This window comes from Vibrio sp. Vb1980 (assembly GCF_033338615.1).
Taxonomy (GTDB): Bacteria; Pseudomonadota; Gammaproteobacteria; order Enterobacterales; family Vibrionaceae; genus Vibrio; species Vibrio alginolyticus.
This window is the reverse complement of record NZ_JAWOSZ010000008.1, coordinates 140,231-159,149: the sequence shown is the minus strand read 5'-3', so window position 1 is coordinate 159,149 and position 18,919 is coordinate 140,231. Positions and strand designations below refer to the sequence as shown.

The window sequence follows — 18,919 nt, the reverse complement described above, 5'->3', positions numbered from 1 at the left end:
TCATAAGAAAAACTGCGTCACCCTGCACGCTTTACAACTAACTTTCTTGTCAAAGAAAAAAAACTCGTTAATTTTGTTAATTCTATCTAGTTGAACATCTTATCCGTTTTTAACGAGAACCTCGGCAGCGAAGTATGTTTTAGAACTGCCCATTATGAGTTGTAATCTTATCCATGTTTAAATTCTACAAAAAACAGAAATTTAAGCGCCTTCAGAGTACACTGATGACCGCATTTCTGGTGCTCAGTATCACACCTCTTACCATTACTGCGATCTTTTTCTTGCAGTCCCACAGTAAAGATCTGCAAGAACAAAGCACCTCGCACTTACTGTCTGTTCGAGATACAAAACAGCAGCAAATCATCGACTACTTTGAGGCACGAGAAACCGAAGTCATGGGCTTTGTGCGCTCAGAGTTGGCTTACGCCAGTGGTGGCCGATTCTACGGTCTCGTCAATGCTTTTAGTCGTTTAGGCAATGATATTGAAGAGTCTCGTAAAAACGCCCAACAGCGCTACATCGAGGGCAGCGGAGACCAAATCAAAACCTCAACGTTACCCGAGTCATCCAACTATGTAGGAAGTGAACGTTACCGACTTTTACATAAACGCTATCATTGGGCCTACTTGGAGCTCCTCAAGCGCTCTGATTTTAATGACATTTTGCTGGTCGACATCAATGGTAACGTCACCTACTCGATCAACAAAGACGATAACTACGGAACGAACTTGTTATCAGGCCCCTACAAAGACTCGGCACTTGGCAAAACTTTCAAGCGTCTCGCCGATGATGTGACTGAACGTCGAAAAGTAAACGAAGACTACACTCCTGTGATTGTGTCTGACTTCGAGCTGGAAGGGGGTAAATCAGTCGCTTGGCTAGGTGCACCAATTGTTCAGCAAGGTTATCTACACAGCTATGCCATGTTCCGCTTGCCAAATAATGGCATCACTAAGTTAGCCGCAGACGCTAATCGAGAGTCATCCATTAACACCCTGCTGGTTGGAAATGATCACCAACCTCGCACAATTAACACGAAACAAGACGACATTAAGAACAGTTTAGAAGTGATCGATAAAGCACTCTCTGGTGCGTTTGGTGTCGGCACTTACACGAACGGCTTAGGTGAAGAAATCATCGCGGCTTATGCACCGATTGAAACTCGTGGTGTGATTTGGGCGCTCGTCGTACAGTTACCAGAAAACGAAGCTTTCGCTCGTATCCATCAACTCGAAAAACTATTCGTTATCGCTATGTTGATCGCCATTATCCTTGTGGTGATCGCTTCTCACTATTTATCAAACTTTATCACTTCTCCGTTGCTGAAATTGACTTGGGTTGCCGAAAAGGTCTCTGCAGGGGATCTTGATGACACGTCTTTTAATACGGTTCGTAAAGATGAAATTGGTCGGCTTGCGTTAAGCTTTGAACGAATGCAACGCTCTATTCGAGAGAAGATTCAAACCATTAAGAAGCAAAATGAAGAACTAGAAAGCAACATACAGATCATTCAGAAACAGAATGAAGAACTGCAATTGGCCGATAAATTAAAAGATGAGTTCTTAGCCACGACTTCTCATGAACTTCGTACACCGTTACACGGCATGGTCGGGATTGCTGAAACCTTAGCGTCCGGCGCCAATGGCGCGATCCCCGCTAGCCAGAAATATCAGCTTGATATCATCATTAAAAGTGGTCAGCGTCTCGCTAATCTAGTCGATGACTTATTGGATTATCATAAAATGCGTTATGGAAGCATGGATATCCAGAAATCAGCAGTGAGTTTGGGCAGTGCAACACGATTGGTTTTAGAGCTTTCTAGCCATTTACTTGGAAGTAAAACCATCCGCATCATCAACCAAGTCCCTGCGGATTTAAAAGCAGTGTCAGCTGACCCGCAACGCCTTGAACAAGTGCTATATAACCTGATTGGCAATGCGATTAAATACACCTCAGAAGGCAAAATTGTTATCTCCGCTAATGTGGTAGATGATCATGTACGCGTACAAGTCGTGGATACTGGACAAGGAATTCCCGCAGAACAACTTGAACATATTTTTGAACCACTTATCCAAGCAGGGCAAGACGCGAGCCGTTATCGTCAAGGTGCAGGGCTTGGGCTCTCCATTAGCCGTCAATTGATCGAATTAATGGGAGGCTCGTTATACGTCAGTAGCCAACCAATGGTCGGAACTACCTTCAGTTTCACTTTACCGCTCGCCAGTGAAGAAGAAATCCAAGCAACCCAGACTCTAGCTGCGCACGGACACTTCCAAATCCCTGAAGTTAATGTAGAGAACAGTGAAGACTTATCACTTCCAGAGAACCCAGACGGCCCGTTACTGTATGTTGCTGACGATGAACCAGTAAACTTACGCGTGCTTGAAAGCTTTTTACGTTTAGAGGGCTATCGTGTGCGTACCGTCTCCGATGGGCCAGAAACGTTAGCGCTCGTCGAGCAAGAGAAGCCGGAACTTCTGTTATTGGATATCATGATGCCAGGCATGAGCGGCTACCAAGTTTGTAGTGAACTACGTGAAACCTATGATCATGCCGAGTTGCCAATCATTATGCTCACCGCACTCAGTCAAACAGAAGATCGTGTAAGAGGTTTTGAGGCAGGAGCCAACGACTATTTATCGAAACCATTTAATAAACAAGAGTTGGCGGCACGTATCCAAGCGCATTTAACGGCAAGTAAAGCAGAAATGCGCCATATGGAAAACAAAGTGCTAGAGTCTGAACTTAGACAGCGTGCAGTCGTTGAAGCAAGCTTACTTGAGACTCAAGGTCGTTTGTTGGAACAGCTAGAATCGGCTCCTGAAGCTATCATCTGTCTACGTGAAGACAAGCGTATTCGCTTTGCTAACGAAGCTGCTTGTAAGCTATTCAAGCGCAGCTTAGAACAGCTAAAGCGCTCATCTGCTGATGAGCTGATTGCCCCTAAATATCTAACCGTCAAACAACCTCATTACTGTGGCAAGATTGATATCTATATTGAAGATATTCGTCAGAACATCGAAGCAGACATTCTTAAGCTCCCTGAAGGTTCAGGGTTAGATATCATGTACATCTTTAATGTCGGCGGTGGAGCCAGTGCCGCTCGCATACATAATCTAGAAACCGCCGTAGAAGTGCTTTCAAGTTATGCATTTGATGGTGACAAAGACCAATTGCAAAAGCTAAAAGAGCTTGGCGGAGAATTTACGCGCCTTGCAGACAAAGCGCTCGGTAATAAAAAAGACAAGCAAGAACTTATGCGAGAAGTTCTAGTAGACGCAATGACACATGCTTTAGAGTATTGGGAATCTGTAACGGGTGAAAGTAAGTTCGCATTTGCAGAGCAAAGTGGCTTGTGGCGCGTTTATCTAGACCGTAGTACTTTGCAAACACGCACTTTAGATAAATACATGCGTATAGAAACATTACCCAAAACACCACGTTGGAGAACGGTGCTAAGCTCGATAGAGTTCATTCTCGAACACTGCAAAGAACAGAGCCCCGAGAGAGCATACATAGAAGCACAACGAGATAAACTACAGCGACTATTGACCAGCTAATATTTATCAAAAAAACTAGCCCAGCGTGCATGCTGGGCTTTTTTGTTATTCGAGTATTCCCTTCCTAGAGATAAAAGAGACCGCCTCTTCCTACCCCATTACCATATTTCCAATAACGAACATTCGGTTAGACAACGCTATCTATTGTTGGTCTTCAAAACGTACGACCTTATCCATTTAACTTGTCTTAACTAGGTAAGTTCGAGCAACCGAAAAACTTCATTCATACAATAAAAAAAGGACAACAAACGGAAGAAAACTATCGATAAAAAAAGCAATTTTTCAGATAACAAGCGGATTTTGACGAACTATTGATAGAGATTGCGAACTTAATCACAACAGAACGGCAGATTAATTTTTAGCTGATTAATTAACACCATTCCTGCATGTGAGCGAGATCTCCGAACCTAGAAACCAAGCAGGAAACGTATATTTTAAAAGGACCAACAGGTTAGTAATCACCAACACTCATTATTAACAAGGATATAAACTGCGACGCATATCAACGTTTATTTTTTGGCCCAATGCTGGTTAAAATCAGCCAAAATAACGTTTATAACGGAGAGCTCAGAGATTTTAACGTTTTTAACGGGAATCAAGTTTGATTATTTTATGGATAAGGTGTTTTCTTACTCCTGCCTAAGGCCTACAGGCCACTCTTGGCGAAACTCAATGTTGTAATGAGTAAGGCATGTACAAGAGGTAGGTCTTAGAGAGTGTTTATCAATTGATGACATTCAATTCCATTTAGTGAAATGAAAGCAAATAGTAAGGAACAGCTATGCTTGCCAATATTAAAAAAACAGCACTAGCAACAGCAATTATTGCAACGGCTACTACAGGTTTTGCATCGGTAGCTACTGCGGCTGAACGCAGTGAACTGACTATCCACCCTAAAGAGTTTACAACTTTCGTTCGTAACTTTAACCCTTTCTTGGGTGCAACTAACCTGCACACAACAACCGACTTTATTTACGAGCCGCTCGTTGTTTTTAACGAAATGCACGGTAACACGCCTGTATTTCGTCTAGCAGAAAACTTTACCATGGCTGATGACCTGATGAGCGTAACCTTCGATATCCGTAAGGGCGTAAAATGGTCTGATGGCAAAGCGTTTACCGCTGATGATGTTGTTTATTCTTTCAACCTAGTTAAAGAGAAGCCAGAGCTAGACCAATCTGGTATCAACTCTTGGGTGACTGGCGTAGAAAAAGTTAACGACTACCAAGTTAAATTCCGTCTAAGCGAAGCAAACTCAAACGTTCCTTACGAAATTGCGAAAGTACCAGTCGTACCTAAGCACGTATGGAGCAAAGTAAAAGATCCAGCAACATTCACAAACGAAAATCCAGTAGGCAGTGGTCCATTTACTGAAATCGACACTTTCACACCGCAGCTATATATCCAGTGTGAGAACCCGAATTATTGGGATGCTGACAACCTAGATGTAGATTGTCTGCGTGTGCCACAAATCGCGAACAACGACCAATTCTTGGGCAAAATCGTTAACGGCGAAATGGACTGGACGTCTTCATTCGTACCAGACATCGACCGTACGTACGCTGCAGCAAGTCCGAATCACCACTACTGGTACCCACCAGCGGGTACTCAAGCATTTGTAGTGAACTTCAAAAACCCAGACGCTGCGAAAAACGAAGCACTAACTAACGTTGACTTCCGTCGTGCGTTCTCTATGGCGCTAGACCGTCAAACTATCATTGATATCGCTTTCTACGGCGGCGGTACAGTGAACGACTTCGCATCTGGCCTTGGCTACGCATTCGAAGCTTGGTCTGATGAAGAGACGCACAACAAGTACAAAGGCTACAACACATACAACGCGGAAGGTGCGAAAAAGCTTCTAGCTAAAGCTGGCTTCAAAGATGTAAACAAAGATGGCTTTGTGGATACACCATCTGGCAAGTCTTTCGAGCTTCTAATTCAATCACCAAACGGTTGGACTGACTTCAACAACACGGTACAACTAGCCGTTGAGCAACTAGCAGAAGTGGGCATTAAAGCTCGTGCTCGTACACCGGACTTCTCGGTATACAACCAAGCTATGCTAGAAGGTACTTACGACGTTGCTTACACCAACTACTTCCACGGTGCAGATCCACACTTGTACTGGGATAGTGGCTACAACTCGAAGCTACAAGCTGGTGACGGCATGCCTCGCTTTGCAATGCACTTCTACAAGAACGATAAGCTAGACGGTCTTCTTAACAGCTTCTACAAGACAGCAGATAAGCAAGAACAGCTAGAGATCGCTCATGGCATTCAGAAGATCATTGCTCAGGACCAAGTAACTATTCCTGTGCTATCTGGCGCGTACATGTACCAATACAACACAACTCGCTTCACTGGTTGGTGGAACGAAGAAAACCCTAAGGGCCGTCCAAACATTTGGGCAGGTATCCCAGAGCGTCTACTTCACGTACTGGACCTAAAACCAGTTAAATAAGTAGAAGTTCATTTCAAGCGGCATACATCCCGTGTGCCGCCTATAAAAATCCCTTGTTAACGAAACCAATATGTGGCGCTCGTCGTCAGGGGATTTTTCGCTCTAAATTTCGCTAGGAGCGACCTGAAACCAGAAACAGGGAAAAAATCTGGGTGAGTAAGGTGTGAGTTATGGGTTATTTTTTAAGACGTTTGTCGTTCTATCTTGTCGCGCTCTTAGTTGCAGCGACGTTAAACTTTATTATTCCGCGAGCAATGCCTGGTGACCCAGTTACCATGATGTTTGCTAATGCTTCAGTACAGGTGACTCCAGAACGAATCGCAGCAATGAAAGAACTGCTCGGTTTCGTTGATGGGCCAATTTACATTCAGTACTTCTCGTACATTAAAAACATTCTAAGTTGGGAATTGGGCACCTCAATCCAGTTCTACCCACTTTCAGTTAATTCTTTACTAGGTAGTGCATTTGGCTGGTCACTATTTCTAGCTGGTACTGCGGTTGTACTTTCTTTCTCCATCGCTTCTGTCCTTGGTATTTTTGCCGCCTGGAAGCGCGGTAGTAAGTACGATGCATTCGTAACGCCTGGCACATTGATCATTCAAGCTATTCCACAAATGGTTATCGCAATGTTAGCGCTGTTTACCTTTGCGATTGGCCTGAAATGGTTCCCATCTGGCTATGCTTACACGCCAGGTACTATTCCTGATTGGACAAGCTGGGAGTTCATCAAGAACGTGGGTTACCACGCTGTACTACCTCTATTCTGTGCAACCATCGTTCAAATTGGTGGCTTCCTAGTTAACATGCGTAACAACATGATCAACCTTCTCGCCGAAGACTACATCACGATGGCTAAAGGTAAAGGGCTGAGTGAAAACCGCGTCGTCTTTAATTACGCCGCACGTAACGCACTACTTCCAAGTGTTACCGCACTGTCTATGTCTTTGGGTATGGCCATTGGTGGTCAATTGATCATCGAGATGATTTTCAACTACCCAGGTTTAGGCACCGTGCTACTTAACGCAATTCACGCTCGTGACTACCAAGTACTTCAAGGTCAGTTAATTATCATGACGATGTTCATGCTGTGCTTCAACTTAATGGCTGACATGCTGTACATGATTCTAGACCCTCGCCTACGTACGGGAGGCAAATAATCATGAAAGAACTATTCAAACTTATTTTAGGTAACGCATTCGCTCGAATCGGTCTTGGTATTGTTACCGTATTCGTATTCGTTGCGATCGCCGCTCCTTTACTTACAAAGCATGCGCCAGACAAGCGAACCGGTAACCCACACGAATACCCAAGCTTTGTTGTAAAACAGGCACAAAACAATCCTGATGGTTGGGTCGCTAAAAACCTAGCAGACGATCGTCGTACGCTGATTATGTCTAAAAAGGCCGACCACGTATTAGGTACTAGCCGAATGGGTCGCGATATCTGGTCGCAAGTGGCTTACGGTGCACGAGTATCACTGGGTGTAGGCTTTGGCGCTGGCATCATCGTGTGCTTCTTAGCAACAGTCATTGGTATATCGGCAGGTTACTTCGGCGGCAAAGTGGATGACGTATTGAGTGCCGCGATGAACATCATGTTAGTAATTCCGCAGTATCCATTGCTATTCGTGTTGGCGGCCTTTATCGGTGAAGCAGGCCCACTCACCATTGCCTTGATTATCGCTGGTACTTCTTGGGCATGGGGTGCACGTGTTGTCCGCTCTCAAACTATGGCACTACGCGAGAAAGAGTTCGTTAAAGCTGCCGAAGTATTGGGAGAGTCTTCATTCCGCATCATCTTCGTTGAGATTTTACCAAACCTTATCCCAATTGTCGGTGCGAGCTTCATTGGCTCAGTAATGCTGGCGATCAACACTGAAGCGGTCATTTCGTTCCTAGGTTTGGGTGATGCCAACACGATCAGTTGGGGCATCATGCTTTACAACGTGCAAACCTCATCAGCCATGCTGATTGGCGCATGGTGGGAAGTACTAGCACCTTGTATTGCCCTAACACTACTGGTTACTGGTCTTGCTCTGTTGAACTTTGCCGTTGACGAAATTGCGAACCCTCAACTTCGTTCTCACAAAGGCATGAAACGCTGGAAAAAACTAGCTGCAAAAGACAAGAAAGAACGTGAGCCTGAACTGGCACCACAAAATGCACTATGGAGCGGAGATAAATAATCATGACTGCACCACTAATTTCCATCCGTAACCTATGCGTAGACTACATCACAGACGCGGGCGATGTCCGCGCCTGTAACAACGTGAGCTTCGACATTGCACCAGGTGAAGTATTCGGTCTGGCTGGTGAATCTGGCTGTGGTAAATCCACTGTTGCCTTCTCACTAATGCGCCTTCATAAGCCGCCAGCGTTTATCACAGGTGGTGAGGTTATCTTCAACGGTGAAGATATCCTTCAGTACAGCGATGATCGCATGCAAGCGTTCCGCTGGAGTGAAATGTCGATGGTATTCCAGAGTGCGATGAACGCTTTGAACCCTGTTCTAACCATGGAAGAGCAGTTCTGTGACGTCATCATGCGTCATACCAATATGACTCGCGCTCAAGCAAAAACACGCGCTGAAGGTCTGCTGGAAATCGTTGATATCCACCCTAGCCGATTGAGTGATTACCCGCACCAGTTCTCTGGTGGTATGCGTCAACGTCTAGTAATCGCAATCGCTTTGGCTCTGAACCCAAAAATGATCATCATGGACGAACCGACTACCGCATTGGATGTAGTGGTTCAACGTGAAATTCTACAAAAAATTTACGCGCTTAAAGAAGAGTTTGGTTTCTCAATTCTATTCATCACACATGACTTGTCATTGATGGTCGAGTTCTCGGATCGTATCGGCATCATGTACTCAGGTGAGTTGATTGAAGTCGCGCCTTCTAAGCAAATTCTGGAAAGTCCTTACCACCCTTACACCAAAGGTTTGGGTAGCTCTTTCCCTCCACTAACTGGACCAAAGACCAAATTGACTGGTATTCCAGGTAACCCGTTGAACTTGCTAGAAGTTCCACAAGGCTGCCGCTTCCAAGCTCGTTGCGATCGCGTACATGAAGCATGTACACGTGTACCAACCCAATTACGTCAAATTGAACCAGGTCGCCTCTCAAATTGCCATTTGTACGGCGACACCATTGCTCAAGCTAAGGTTTAACAACAAAAAAACGCTAGCTAAGAACAAAAATTACACTGGAGAGAATTATGAGCAAACAATTCGGCGAACTGCTGATTGAGGGTAAAAATGTCGTTAAGGACTTCCCTTTAAACAGTAACTCAATCAAACAATCTAAGATGCGCGCAATCAACGACGTCTCTTTCAAAATGTACAAGAGCCGCGGCTTGTCAGTGGTAGGTGAATCTGGTTCAGGTAAGTCTACTACTGCAAAAATGATTGCAAAAATGTACGCACCAACCGATGGCATCATTGAATACAAAGGTCGTGATATCCAAGACATCACCTCTCGTCACGATTTAATGACCTACCGTGAAGGTGTACAAATGGTGTGGCAAGACCCATTCGGCTCGCTAAACCCAACACACAACATTTTCCACCATATTGCGCGCCCGCTGCTGATTCATAAGAAAGTAGCACCGGGCAACAAGAAAGAACTGGAAGAGCGTGTGTACGACCTACTTGAACAAGTTGGTCTTATTCCACCAAAAGAAACGGCGCAAAAGTTCCCGCACCAGCTATCTGGCGGTCAGCGTCAACGTGTAAACCTAGCTCGTAACATCGCAGTTGGTGCAGAAGTGGTATTGGCGGATGAGCCAACATCGATGCTCGATGTATCAATCCGTGCCGGTGTTCTGAACTTGATGGAAGAGATGAAGTTCGAGAAACAAATGTCTCTGCTTTACATCACTCACGACATCGCAACAGCGCGTTACATTGCTGAAGATCTCGCGGTCATGTACGTAGGTCACATGGTTGAATGGGGCGATACTGAAGAAATCATTCACGATCCTCAACACCCATATACGCAACTGTTGGTATCTGCGGTTCCAGATCCATCGAAGTCTATTCACGAGAAACTGAAAGGCAACAAAGGGGAAATCCCACTTTGGACACCAGAATCTGTCGGCTGTCCATTTGCTGGACGTTGTGTACACGCTACCGACAAATGTCGCGAACGACTACCGGGCGTCACTCAACTGTCCGACAACCACTTTGTCCGCTGTTACTTATTTGAAGATTAATCATAACGAGGGTCAGGTTCAGCCTGGCCCATTCCTGTTTTTATCGTTTCCCGGAGACATTGAATGCTGCTACTGACTAACCACATTGGTTATGAACGTCTGGGCCCAAAGAAAGCCATTATCCAGACCGAACAACCACACTTGTCTTCTTACACTGCTCAATTGATTTGTGCCACTAGCGAGCAAACCGTGGCAACTTTTGCGGTTGAAGAACAAGGTAAAGTGGCGAACTGGCATCAGGGCTATTTCTACCTCATCGACTTTTCCTCTTTCACAACGTCAGGTGACTATTTCTTGCAAGTAGAAGATACGCGCTCTTCCTCTTTCATCGTTGGCGAACACATTCTGTTGGATCAAACTTTGTCAGATGTGATCCACTACTTCAAATCGCAACGTTGCGGCGGGATCTTCGATCAACAAGATCGACAACTTCCAGTACTAAACTCCAATAAAAAGGTTGATGTACACGGCGGCTGGTACGACGCATCAGGAGACGTTAGCAAGTATTTAAGTCACCTTTCATACGCGAATTATTTGAATCCTCAACAAACCCCAATGGTGGTTTGGAACATCCTAAAAGGGGTTTCATTGCTTGAAGGAAGCGAAGACATTGCAGCTTTCACACGTACACGTCTGATTGAAGAAGCCCTGTTCGGTGCAGACTTTCTTGTGCGTATGCAAAACGAAAAAGGCTTTTTCTACATGACGGTCTTTGACAAGTGGAGCAAAGATACTGCGCAACGCGAGATTTGCGCGTACGAAACTCAACTTGGTCACAAATTTGACGACTATCAAGCAGGCTTTCGACAAGGTGGCGGTGTCGCCATTGCAGCGCTAGCGGCAGCATCGCGTTTAAGTGTTCACGGTGAATACGATCAACAAAAATACCGCAACGCTGCCGAAAATGGTTACTGGCACTTAAAAGAGCACAATACGCAGTACCTCAATGATGGGGAAGAAAACATTATCGACGAATACTGTGCGCTACTGGCTTGTGTAGAACTGTTTAAAGCAACCAAAGAAACTCGCTACTTGGAAGAGAGCCGTTTGTGGGCGCAACGTTTAGTTGCACGCCAAATGAGCGACGAGCAGATTCAACACTTTTGGTCAGCAAACCAAGACGGCAGCCGTCCATATTTTCACGCAGCCGAAGCTGGTCTACCAGTTATTGCCCTATGCGAATATCTATCAATTGAAGACGACTCAGCACGAGCGGAATCGGTAAAACGTATCGTCAACCTAGCGTGTGAGTTTGAGATCACAATATCGAATAAAGTGATCAACCCATTCGGTTACCCTCGCCAATATGTTAAAGGCGTAAATGAGTCAAAACGCGAGGCATTTTTTGTCGCACACAACAATGAATCTGGCTATTGGTGGCAAGGCGAGAATGCTCGACTGGGCTCACTCGCGACCATGGCGTACCTTGCTCAACCGCATATAGCGTCGCAAGAAGTACAGCAACAACTTTCTGTGTTTGCTCAAGATGCATTGAACTGGATTGTAGGCTTAAACCCATACGACATGTGCATGCTAGATGGCCATGGTCGTAACAACCCTGATTACCTCCCTCAATATGGTTTCTTCAACGCAAAAGGTGGCGTGTGTAACGGAATCACTGGCGGCTTTGAAGACGAGGAAGACATTGCATTTAACCCACCAGCACAAAAAGAAGACGTGTTACAAAACTGGCGCTGGGGCGAACAATGGATCCCGCATGGCGCTTGGTACCTACTCGCGATAATCAGTCAAGCTCAGCATGTTTCTCAGTTGGCGACCTCTAAAAATATGAAGGAAGAATAATCATGGGAATGTATTTTGTCGGTATCGATGGTGGCGGCACGTCATGTCGAGCCAGGATTAAAGATTCACAAGGTAATTTTCTTGGCGAGGCCAAAAGCGGCAGTGCCAACATCATGCTAGGTGCTGAAATAGCAATGGCTTCGATTCTTGAATCCATCACTTCGGCTACCGAGCAAGGCGGTCTGACACAACAAGATTTCGCGTCGATGCACGTCGGCTTAGCCCTTGCTGGCGCAGAGCACAAAGCATCTTGGCAAGCCTTCATGTCTCTTCCTCATCCATTTGCCAGTATGACTCTGAATACCGATGCTTACGGTGCGTGCGTTGGTGCGCACAATGGCGAAGATGGCGCAATCATGATTGCGGGAACCGGTTCTTGTGGCATCTACCTTAAAGGATTGGAGCAACACGTTGTCGGTGGTCGTGAATTCCCTATTTCGGATCAAGGTGGCGGCGCAGTGATGGGGCTACGCCTAGTTCAGCAAGTTTTGTTAGCTGAAGATGGCATCAGAGAAAAAACGCCCCTAGCACAACACGTTATGAAGCATTTCGAAAATGAGGTCGACAACGTGGTGGCGTGGTCAAAACAGGCGCTTCCTCGTGATTATGGGCAGTTTTCTCCGGCTATTTTCCAACATGCGGAACAAGGCGATGCACTGGCCATTGAAATGCTGAAGCAAACCGCAGCGGATATAGAAATGTTTCTCGTGGCATTAAACAAGCGCGGCGCAACACGTATTTGTTTAATGGGTAGCATTGCTGAACGCATTTTACGTTGGCTCTCACCACCAGTTCAGCAATGGATTGTTGAGCCACAGTTTGACGCGATTGAAGGCGCAATTATGTTTGCTGGCAAACCAGAACATAACCTTTACTCGCTCAGTGCGGCGTAGGAGTAGATATGGAATATCGTGTTGATCTCGTGGTCCTTTCTGAGCAGAAACAAAACTGCCGCTTTGGCCTTACCTTTCATAACTTGAGCGACCAAGACCTGAACAGCTGGAGCTTAACTTTCGCTTTCGATCGTTACATTCTTCCAGACAGCGTTTCAAATGGTCAACTGACTCAAATTGGTAGTTTTTGCACACTTAAGCCAGAAGGGCTGGTACTGGCTGCCAACCATCACTATTACTGTGAATTCAGTATTGGTTCGAACCCATTCCGTTATTACTCGGATGGCTTTAACGAAGCGATGATCAACTTTGTCGTTGATGGAAACCCACAGCGCGCACAAGTGGATGTCACGCCTATCGTATTAGCTTCACCATACCGTGAACGCAGTGAGATTCCTGCAAGTTTAACCCATGCACAGCCCTTGCTGCCAAAACCAAACCATATTGAGGTCAGCGATCACTATTTTAGCTTTGATCATCATGCTGGCGTCGCGGTTTATTCAAGCCTGGCCAATTCAGCTAAAGAATGGCTACTTGATGAGCTTAAGCGCATTCACCAATTTGAGTTCGCATCAGACAATGGCAGTCAGATCATCTTCAAAGGCAACCCAACCTTGGATGAAGGCGCTTACAAACTGAAAGTAGCCGAAGAGTCAATCAAAATTGAAGCAGGATCTTCGTCTGGTTTTACCCATGCTTGTGCAACGTTATTACAACTAATCAAAGTTGGCGATCAACCTAACTCAATGGAAGTAGTTTGCTGTTCAATCAAGGACAGGCCACGTTTTCGTTACCGCGGTATGATGCTGGATTGTGCTCGTCATTTTCACTCCGTTGAGCAAGTCAAACGCTTGATCAACCAACTGGCTCATTACAAGTTCAATACGTTCCATTGGCATCTTACCGACGATGAGGGTTGGCGAATTGAAATCAAATCACTGCCTCAACTGACCGATATTGGTGCTTGGCGCGGATTGGATGAGATCAATGAACCACAGTACACGCACTTTGATGAACGTTACGGCGGCTTCTACACACAAGAAGACATCAAAGACGTTATCGAGTTTGCATCGCAACGCGGCATCACCATCATTCCTGAAATTGATGTACCTGGTCATTGCCGAGCCGCCATCAAGTCGTTACCACACCTATTGGTAGAAGCGGAAGATACCACCGAATACCGCAGTATTCAGCATTACAACGACAACGTCATTAACCCTGCTCTGCCGGGGAGTTATGAATTTATCGACAAAGTGCTAGAAGAAGTCTCTGCGCTTTTTCCTGCGCCTTACGTTCATATTGGTGCCGACGAAGTACCTAACGGCGTATGGTCAAAAAGCCCAGCATGCCAAGCACTAATGGAACAACTGGGTTACAGCGACTACAAAGATTTGCAAGGACACTTCTTGCGTTATGCCGAAGACAAACTTCGTAAATTGGGCAAACGCATGCTGGGCTGGGAAGAAGCTCAACACGGCGACAAAGTCAGTAAAGATACGGTGATCTACTCATGGCTAAGCGAAGAAGCGGCCTTGAACTGTGCTCGCCAAGGCTTTGATGTGGTGCTGCAACCAGCACAAACCACTTACCTAGATATGACCCAAGACTACGCACCTGAAGAACCGGGCGTGGACTGGGCAAACCCACTGCCACTAGAAAAAGCTTACAACTACGAGCCGCTCGCTGAAGTGCCTGCTGACGACCCAATACGTAAGCGCATTTGGGGCATTCAAACAGCATTATGGTGCGAAATTATCAATAACCAACCTCGCATGGACTACATGATCTTCCCTCGTTTAACTGCAATGGCAGAAGCATGTTGGACAGACAAACAACACCGAGATTGGACCGACTATTTATCACGCTTGAAAGGCCATCTACCTCTGCTTGATTTGCAGGGAGTGAATTACCGTAAACCGTGGAAGTAATACAAAACTGATGTCGAAACATCACGCTTGAAGAGTTTTTAAATTTTGGCTGCTGATGCAGCTTCGTAAAAAGGAAAGACACAAATGAAATACGGCTATTTCGATAACGAGAATCGCGAATACGTCATCACTCGCCCTGACGTACCAGCACCATGGACCAACTACCTAGGTACTGAGAAGTTCTGTACGGTTATCTCGCACAACGCGGGGGGCTACTCGTTCTACAACTCTCCAGAATACAACCGTGTTACTAAATTCCGTCCAAATGCGACATTCGATCGCCCAGGACACTACGTTTACTTGCGTGATGATGAGACAGGTGATTACTGGTCAATCTCTTGGCAACCAGTTGCGAAGAGCTTAGACGAAGCAAACTACGAAGTTCGTCACGGCTTGTCTTACTCTAAGTTCAAATGTGAATACAGCGGTATTACCGCAACAAAAACTCTGTTCGTGCCAAAAGGCGAAGACGCTGAAATCTGGGATGTAGTGATTAAAAACACCTCTGACAAACCACGTACGATCAGTGCATTCTCATTTGTTGAGTTCTCATTCAGCCACATTCAGTCTGATAACCAAAACCATCAGATGTCTCTGTACTCGGCAGGTACGGCTTACAACGAAGGCGTGATAGAGTACGACCTGTACTACAACACCAACGATTTCGAAGGTTTCTACTACCTAGCTTCAACATTTGATCCAGATTCATACGACGGCCAACGTGACAGCTTCCTAGGTCTATACCGTGACGAAGCAAACCCGTTAGCAGTAGAACAAGGTAAGTGTTTCAATACAGCGCAAACTTGTTACAACCACTGTGGCTCTCTGCACAAGCAATTCACTATCCAGCCGGGTGAAGAAGTTCGCTTTGCTTACATTCTAGGTATCGGTAAAGGCAATGGTGACCGTCTACGTGCTAAGTACCAAGACCTTGCAGAAGTCGACAATGCATTTGCGGGTATCAAAGCACACTGGGATGAGCGTTGTGGCAAGTTCCAAGTGAAATCACCAAACGAAGGTCTAGATACCATGATCAACGCTTGGACCCTATACCAAGCAGAAACGTGTGTGGTGTGGTCTCGTTTTGCTTCATTCATCGAAGTGGGTGGTCGTACAGGTCTTGGTTACCGCGATACAGCGCAAGATGCAATCTCAGTTCCTCACGCTAACCCAGCAATGACGCGCAAACGTATCGTTGACCTACTGCGCGGCCAAGTAAAAGCGGGCTACGGTCTACACCTATTCGATCCAGATTGGTTTGATCCAGAAAAAGCGGATGTTAAACCATCTAAATCTCCAACCGTAGTTCCAACACCTTCTGATGAAGACAAAATTCACGGCATCGAAGACACCTGTTCTGATGATCACCTATGGCTAGTTCCAACCATCTGTAAGTACGTGATGGAAACCGGTGAGCACAGCTTCTTCGACGAAGTGATCCCTTACGCCGACGGTGGCGATGCAACGGTTTATGACCACATGAAAGCCGCGCTAGACTTCTCGGCTGAATACGTAGGTCAAACCGGTATCTGTAAAGGTCTGCGTGCAGACTGGAACGACTGTCTGAACCTAGGTGGCGGCGAATCTTCAATGGTGTCGTTCCTACATTTCTGGGCACTGCAGGAGTTCATCGACCTAGCGAAATACCTAGGTAAGGAAGCCGACGTTGAAAAATACACCGAGATGGCAGCAAACGTGCGTGAAGCGTGTGAAACACACCTTTGGGACGAAGAAGGCGGCTGGTATATCCGTGGTCTAACGAAAAACGGCGAAAAGATCGGTACAGCGCAACAAAAAGAAGGTCGTGTACACCTAGAGTCAAACACACTTGCGGTACTTTCTGGTGCGGTATCTCAAGAGCGCGGCGAAAAAGCGATGGACGCTGTCGATGAGAACCTATTCTCTGAATACGGCCTCCACCTAAACTCACCATCTTTTGCAACACCGAATGATGATATCGGCTTCGTAACTCGTGTTTACCAAGGCGTAAAAGAGAACGGTGCGATATTCTCGCATCCAAACCCATGGGCTTGGGTAGCTGAAGCGAAACTGGGTCGTGGTGATCGTGCAATGAAGTTCTACGATGCGCTAAACCCATACAACCAGAACGACATCATCGAAAAACGTATTGCAGAACCATACTCATACGTTCAGTTCATCATGGGTCGTGACCACCAAGACCACGGTCGTGCAAACCACCCATGGTTAACAGGTACGTCAGGCTGGGCTTACTTCGCTGTTACCAACTTTATTCTTGGTGTGCGTACAGGCTTCGATGGCCTAACTATCGATCCATGTATCCCAACGAACTGGCCTGGTTTCGAAGTGACTCGCCAATGGCTAGGAGCAACGTACAACATCAAAGTCGTTAACCCAGACTCAGTAAGCAAAGGCGTTAAGTCGATTACCGTGAACGGTGAAGCTGTAAATGGTGCATCTGTACCAGTTCAAGCGGAAGGTTCAGTAAACGAAGTTATCGTTACTCTAGGTTAATCATCTTTTGGGGGAGTCCTTCTCCCCTTTTGATTTATCCGGTGCATTTATGTTTTACAAGTGCATCGGTTCGCTAGCAAAGATTTAAGACGCGGTGGGATGCCGCTCTTATCGAGGATCGAATCATGATCAAATTTGGTACAGGCGGTTGGCGTGCATTTATTGGTGAGGAGTTCACCAAAGATAACGTACGCTTGGTTGCCCAAGCAGTTGCAAACATCACGAATAACGAATCGGTTGCTGATCGCGGCTTTGTGATTGGCTATGACCGTCGTTTTCTTTCCGATAAAGCAGGTCGTTGGTTCGCTGAAGTTCTAGCAGCAAACGGCATTGTGGTTAGCTTTATCGACAAATTTGTCCCAACACCTATCGTAATGTTTAAAGCGAAAGAAATGGGCTGCGCATACTCGGCATGTATTACCGCATCACACAACCCTGCCGATTACAACGGCATTAAAGTCTTCATTGAAGGCGGTCGTGACGCAGATGAAATCATCACCCAAAAAATCGAATCACAAATAGACGCGCTCACTGCGCACGATGTAAAAAGCGTCGACTTTGAACAAGCGGTTGAAGATAAGCTGATTGAAATCATCAATCCGATGAACGAATTCGTTGACTCAATCATCGACTTTATCGACATCGAAGCGATCAAGAAGGCGAATTTACGTGTTTTGATCGACCCAATGTTTGGTGTCGCGAAAAACGCACTGCAAACCGTATTAATCAACGGCCGCTGTGACGTTGATGTGATTAACGATGGCAAAAACCCAGATTTCGGTGGGTTAATGCCTTCGCCAAGCGCTGCAACACTCTACCGTTTGATGCACCTAGTGAAAGAGCAAGGTTACGATATTGGCATCGGTACTGATGGCGATGCGGACCGTCTTGGTATTATCGACGAAAAAGGTAACTTCATTCATCCAAATGAAGTGCTACTGCTGCTTTACTACTACCTACTTGAATACAAAGGCTGGAAAGGCTCCGTGGTACGTAACATCGCAACCACCCACCTTCTCGATAAAGTCGCCGAAGATCATGGCGAGAAATGCTTTGAGGTTCCTGTAGGCTTTAAGCACATCAGCTCCCAAATGGAAGCGGATGACTCACTGATTGGCGGGGAAAGCTCTGGTGGCCTAACCATTCGCGGCCACATCAAAGGTAAAGACGGCGTATTCGCATCAAGCCTATTGGTAGAAATGATTTCAGTAACCGGCAAGAAGCTGTCTGAGTTGCTGGATGAAATCTACAGCAAGTACGGCTATGCCTACATGGCAGAAGGCGATTGTAAGTTCAAACCAGCGCAAAAAGACGTACTGTTCAACAAGATTTATGTTGAAAAGCAGTTGCCTGAGTTTGAGTTTGAAATCGAAAAAGTCAGCTATGAAGATGGTGCGAAAGTCTACTTCAAAAACGGCGGTTGGATCATCGCCCGCTTCTCTGGCACTGAGCCACTGCTACGAATTTTTGCAGAGATGCAAGATAAGGACACTGCGGAACGTGTTCTTCAACAGTTTAAAGACTTCTTGTCTTTATAACTGAACCTTGTGCCCGCTTCGAGCAC

The 18,919-nt window shown here is 45.9% G+C and carries 11 protein-coding genes; all 11 read left to right on the top strand.

The window, feature by feature from the left end; all coding sequences use genetic code 11:
* Positions 1–173: 173 nt before the first annotated feature.
* The 11 genes from R7F64_RS14260 to R7F64_RS14210 all read left to right on the top strand — a co-directional run bounded on the left by R7F64_RS14260 (position 174) and on the right by R7F64_RS14210 (position 18,893).
* Positions 174–3,560, top strand: a complete 3,387-nt coding sequence (locus R7F64_RS14260) for a response regulator (RefSeq protein WP_005380036.1) — start codon at positions 174–176, stop codon at positions 3,558–3,560.
* 781 nt (positions 3,561–4,341) lie between these two features.
* Entirely contained in the window at positions 4,342–6,024 is a 1,683-nt protein-coding gene (locus R7F64_RS14255; protein ID WP_005380037.1) for an ABC transporter substrate-binding protein, read from the top strand.
* A 170-nt stretch (positions 6,025–6,194) separates the two neighbouring features.
* Positions 6,195–7,181 (top strand): ABC transporter permease, encoded by a 987-nt coding sequence (locus tag R7F64_RS14250; protein WP_005380038.1) that lies wholly within the window; start codon positions 6,195–6,197, stop codon positions 7,179–7,181.
* Positions 7,182–7,183: 2 nt separating this feature from the next.
* Positions 7,184–8,209: an ABC transporter permease gene (locus R7F64_RS14245; RefSeq protein WP_054730004.1), complete on the top strand. Its 1,026-nt coding sequence runs from the start codon at positions 7,184–7,186 to the stop codon at positions 8,207–8,209.
* Positions 8,210–8,211: 2 nt separating this feature from the next.
* Entirely contained in the window at positions 8,212–9,195 is a 984-nt protein-coding gene (locus R7F64_RS14240; RefSeq protein ID WP_005386550.1) for an ABC transporter ATP-binding protein, read from the top strand.
* Positions 9,196–9,242: 47 nt separating this feature from the next.
* Positions 9,243–10,238 carry an ABC transporter ATP-binding protein gene (locus R7F64_RS14235; RefSeq protein ID WP_005380041.1) on the top strand — a complete coding sequence of 332 codons (996 nt, stop codon included), beginning with the start codon at positions 9,243–9,245 and terminating at the stop codon, positions 10,236–10,238.
* 63 nt (positions 10,239–10,301) lie between these two features.
* Positions 10,302–12,041, top strand: coding sequence for a glycoside hydrolase family 9 protein (locus tag R7F64_RS14230; RefSeq protein ID WP_085569820.1), 1,740 nt, complete (start codon positions 10,302–10,304; stop codon positions 12,039–12,041).
* A gap of 2 nt (positions 12,042–12,043) precedes the next feature.
* On the top strand, positions 12,044–12,934 hold the full coding sequence (locus R7F64_RS14225; protein ID WP_318071809.1) for an N-acetylglucosamine kinase: 891 nt from the start codon (positions 12,044–12,046) through the stop codon (positions 12,932–12,934).
* An 8-nt stretch (positions 12,935–12,942) separates the two neighbouring features.
* The gene (locus R7F64_RS14220) at positions 12,943–14,862 is read left to right on the top strand and encodes a beta-N-acetylhexosaminidase (protein WP_318071808.1); all 1,920 of its coding nucleotides are present in this window, start codon (positions 12,943–12,945) and stop codon (positions 14,860–14,862) included.
* 84 nt (positions 14,863–14,946) lie between these two features.
* Complete coding sequence (locus R7F64_RS14215) at positions 14,947–17,355, top strand: GH36-type glycosyl hydrolase domain-containing protein (RefSeq protein WP_318071807.1); 2,409 nt, start codon at positions 14,947–14,949, stop codon at positions 17,353–17,355.
* A gap of 125 nt (positions 17,356–17,480) precedes the next feature.
* A complete protein-coding gene (locus R7F64_RS14210; protein ID WP_206954585.1) occupies positions 17,481–18,893 on the top strand; it encodes a phosphoglucomutase/phosphomannomutase family protein in 1,413 nt (470 codons plus the stop codon).
* The last annotated feature ends 26 nt before the right edge of the window (positions 18,894–18,919 follow it).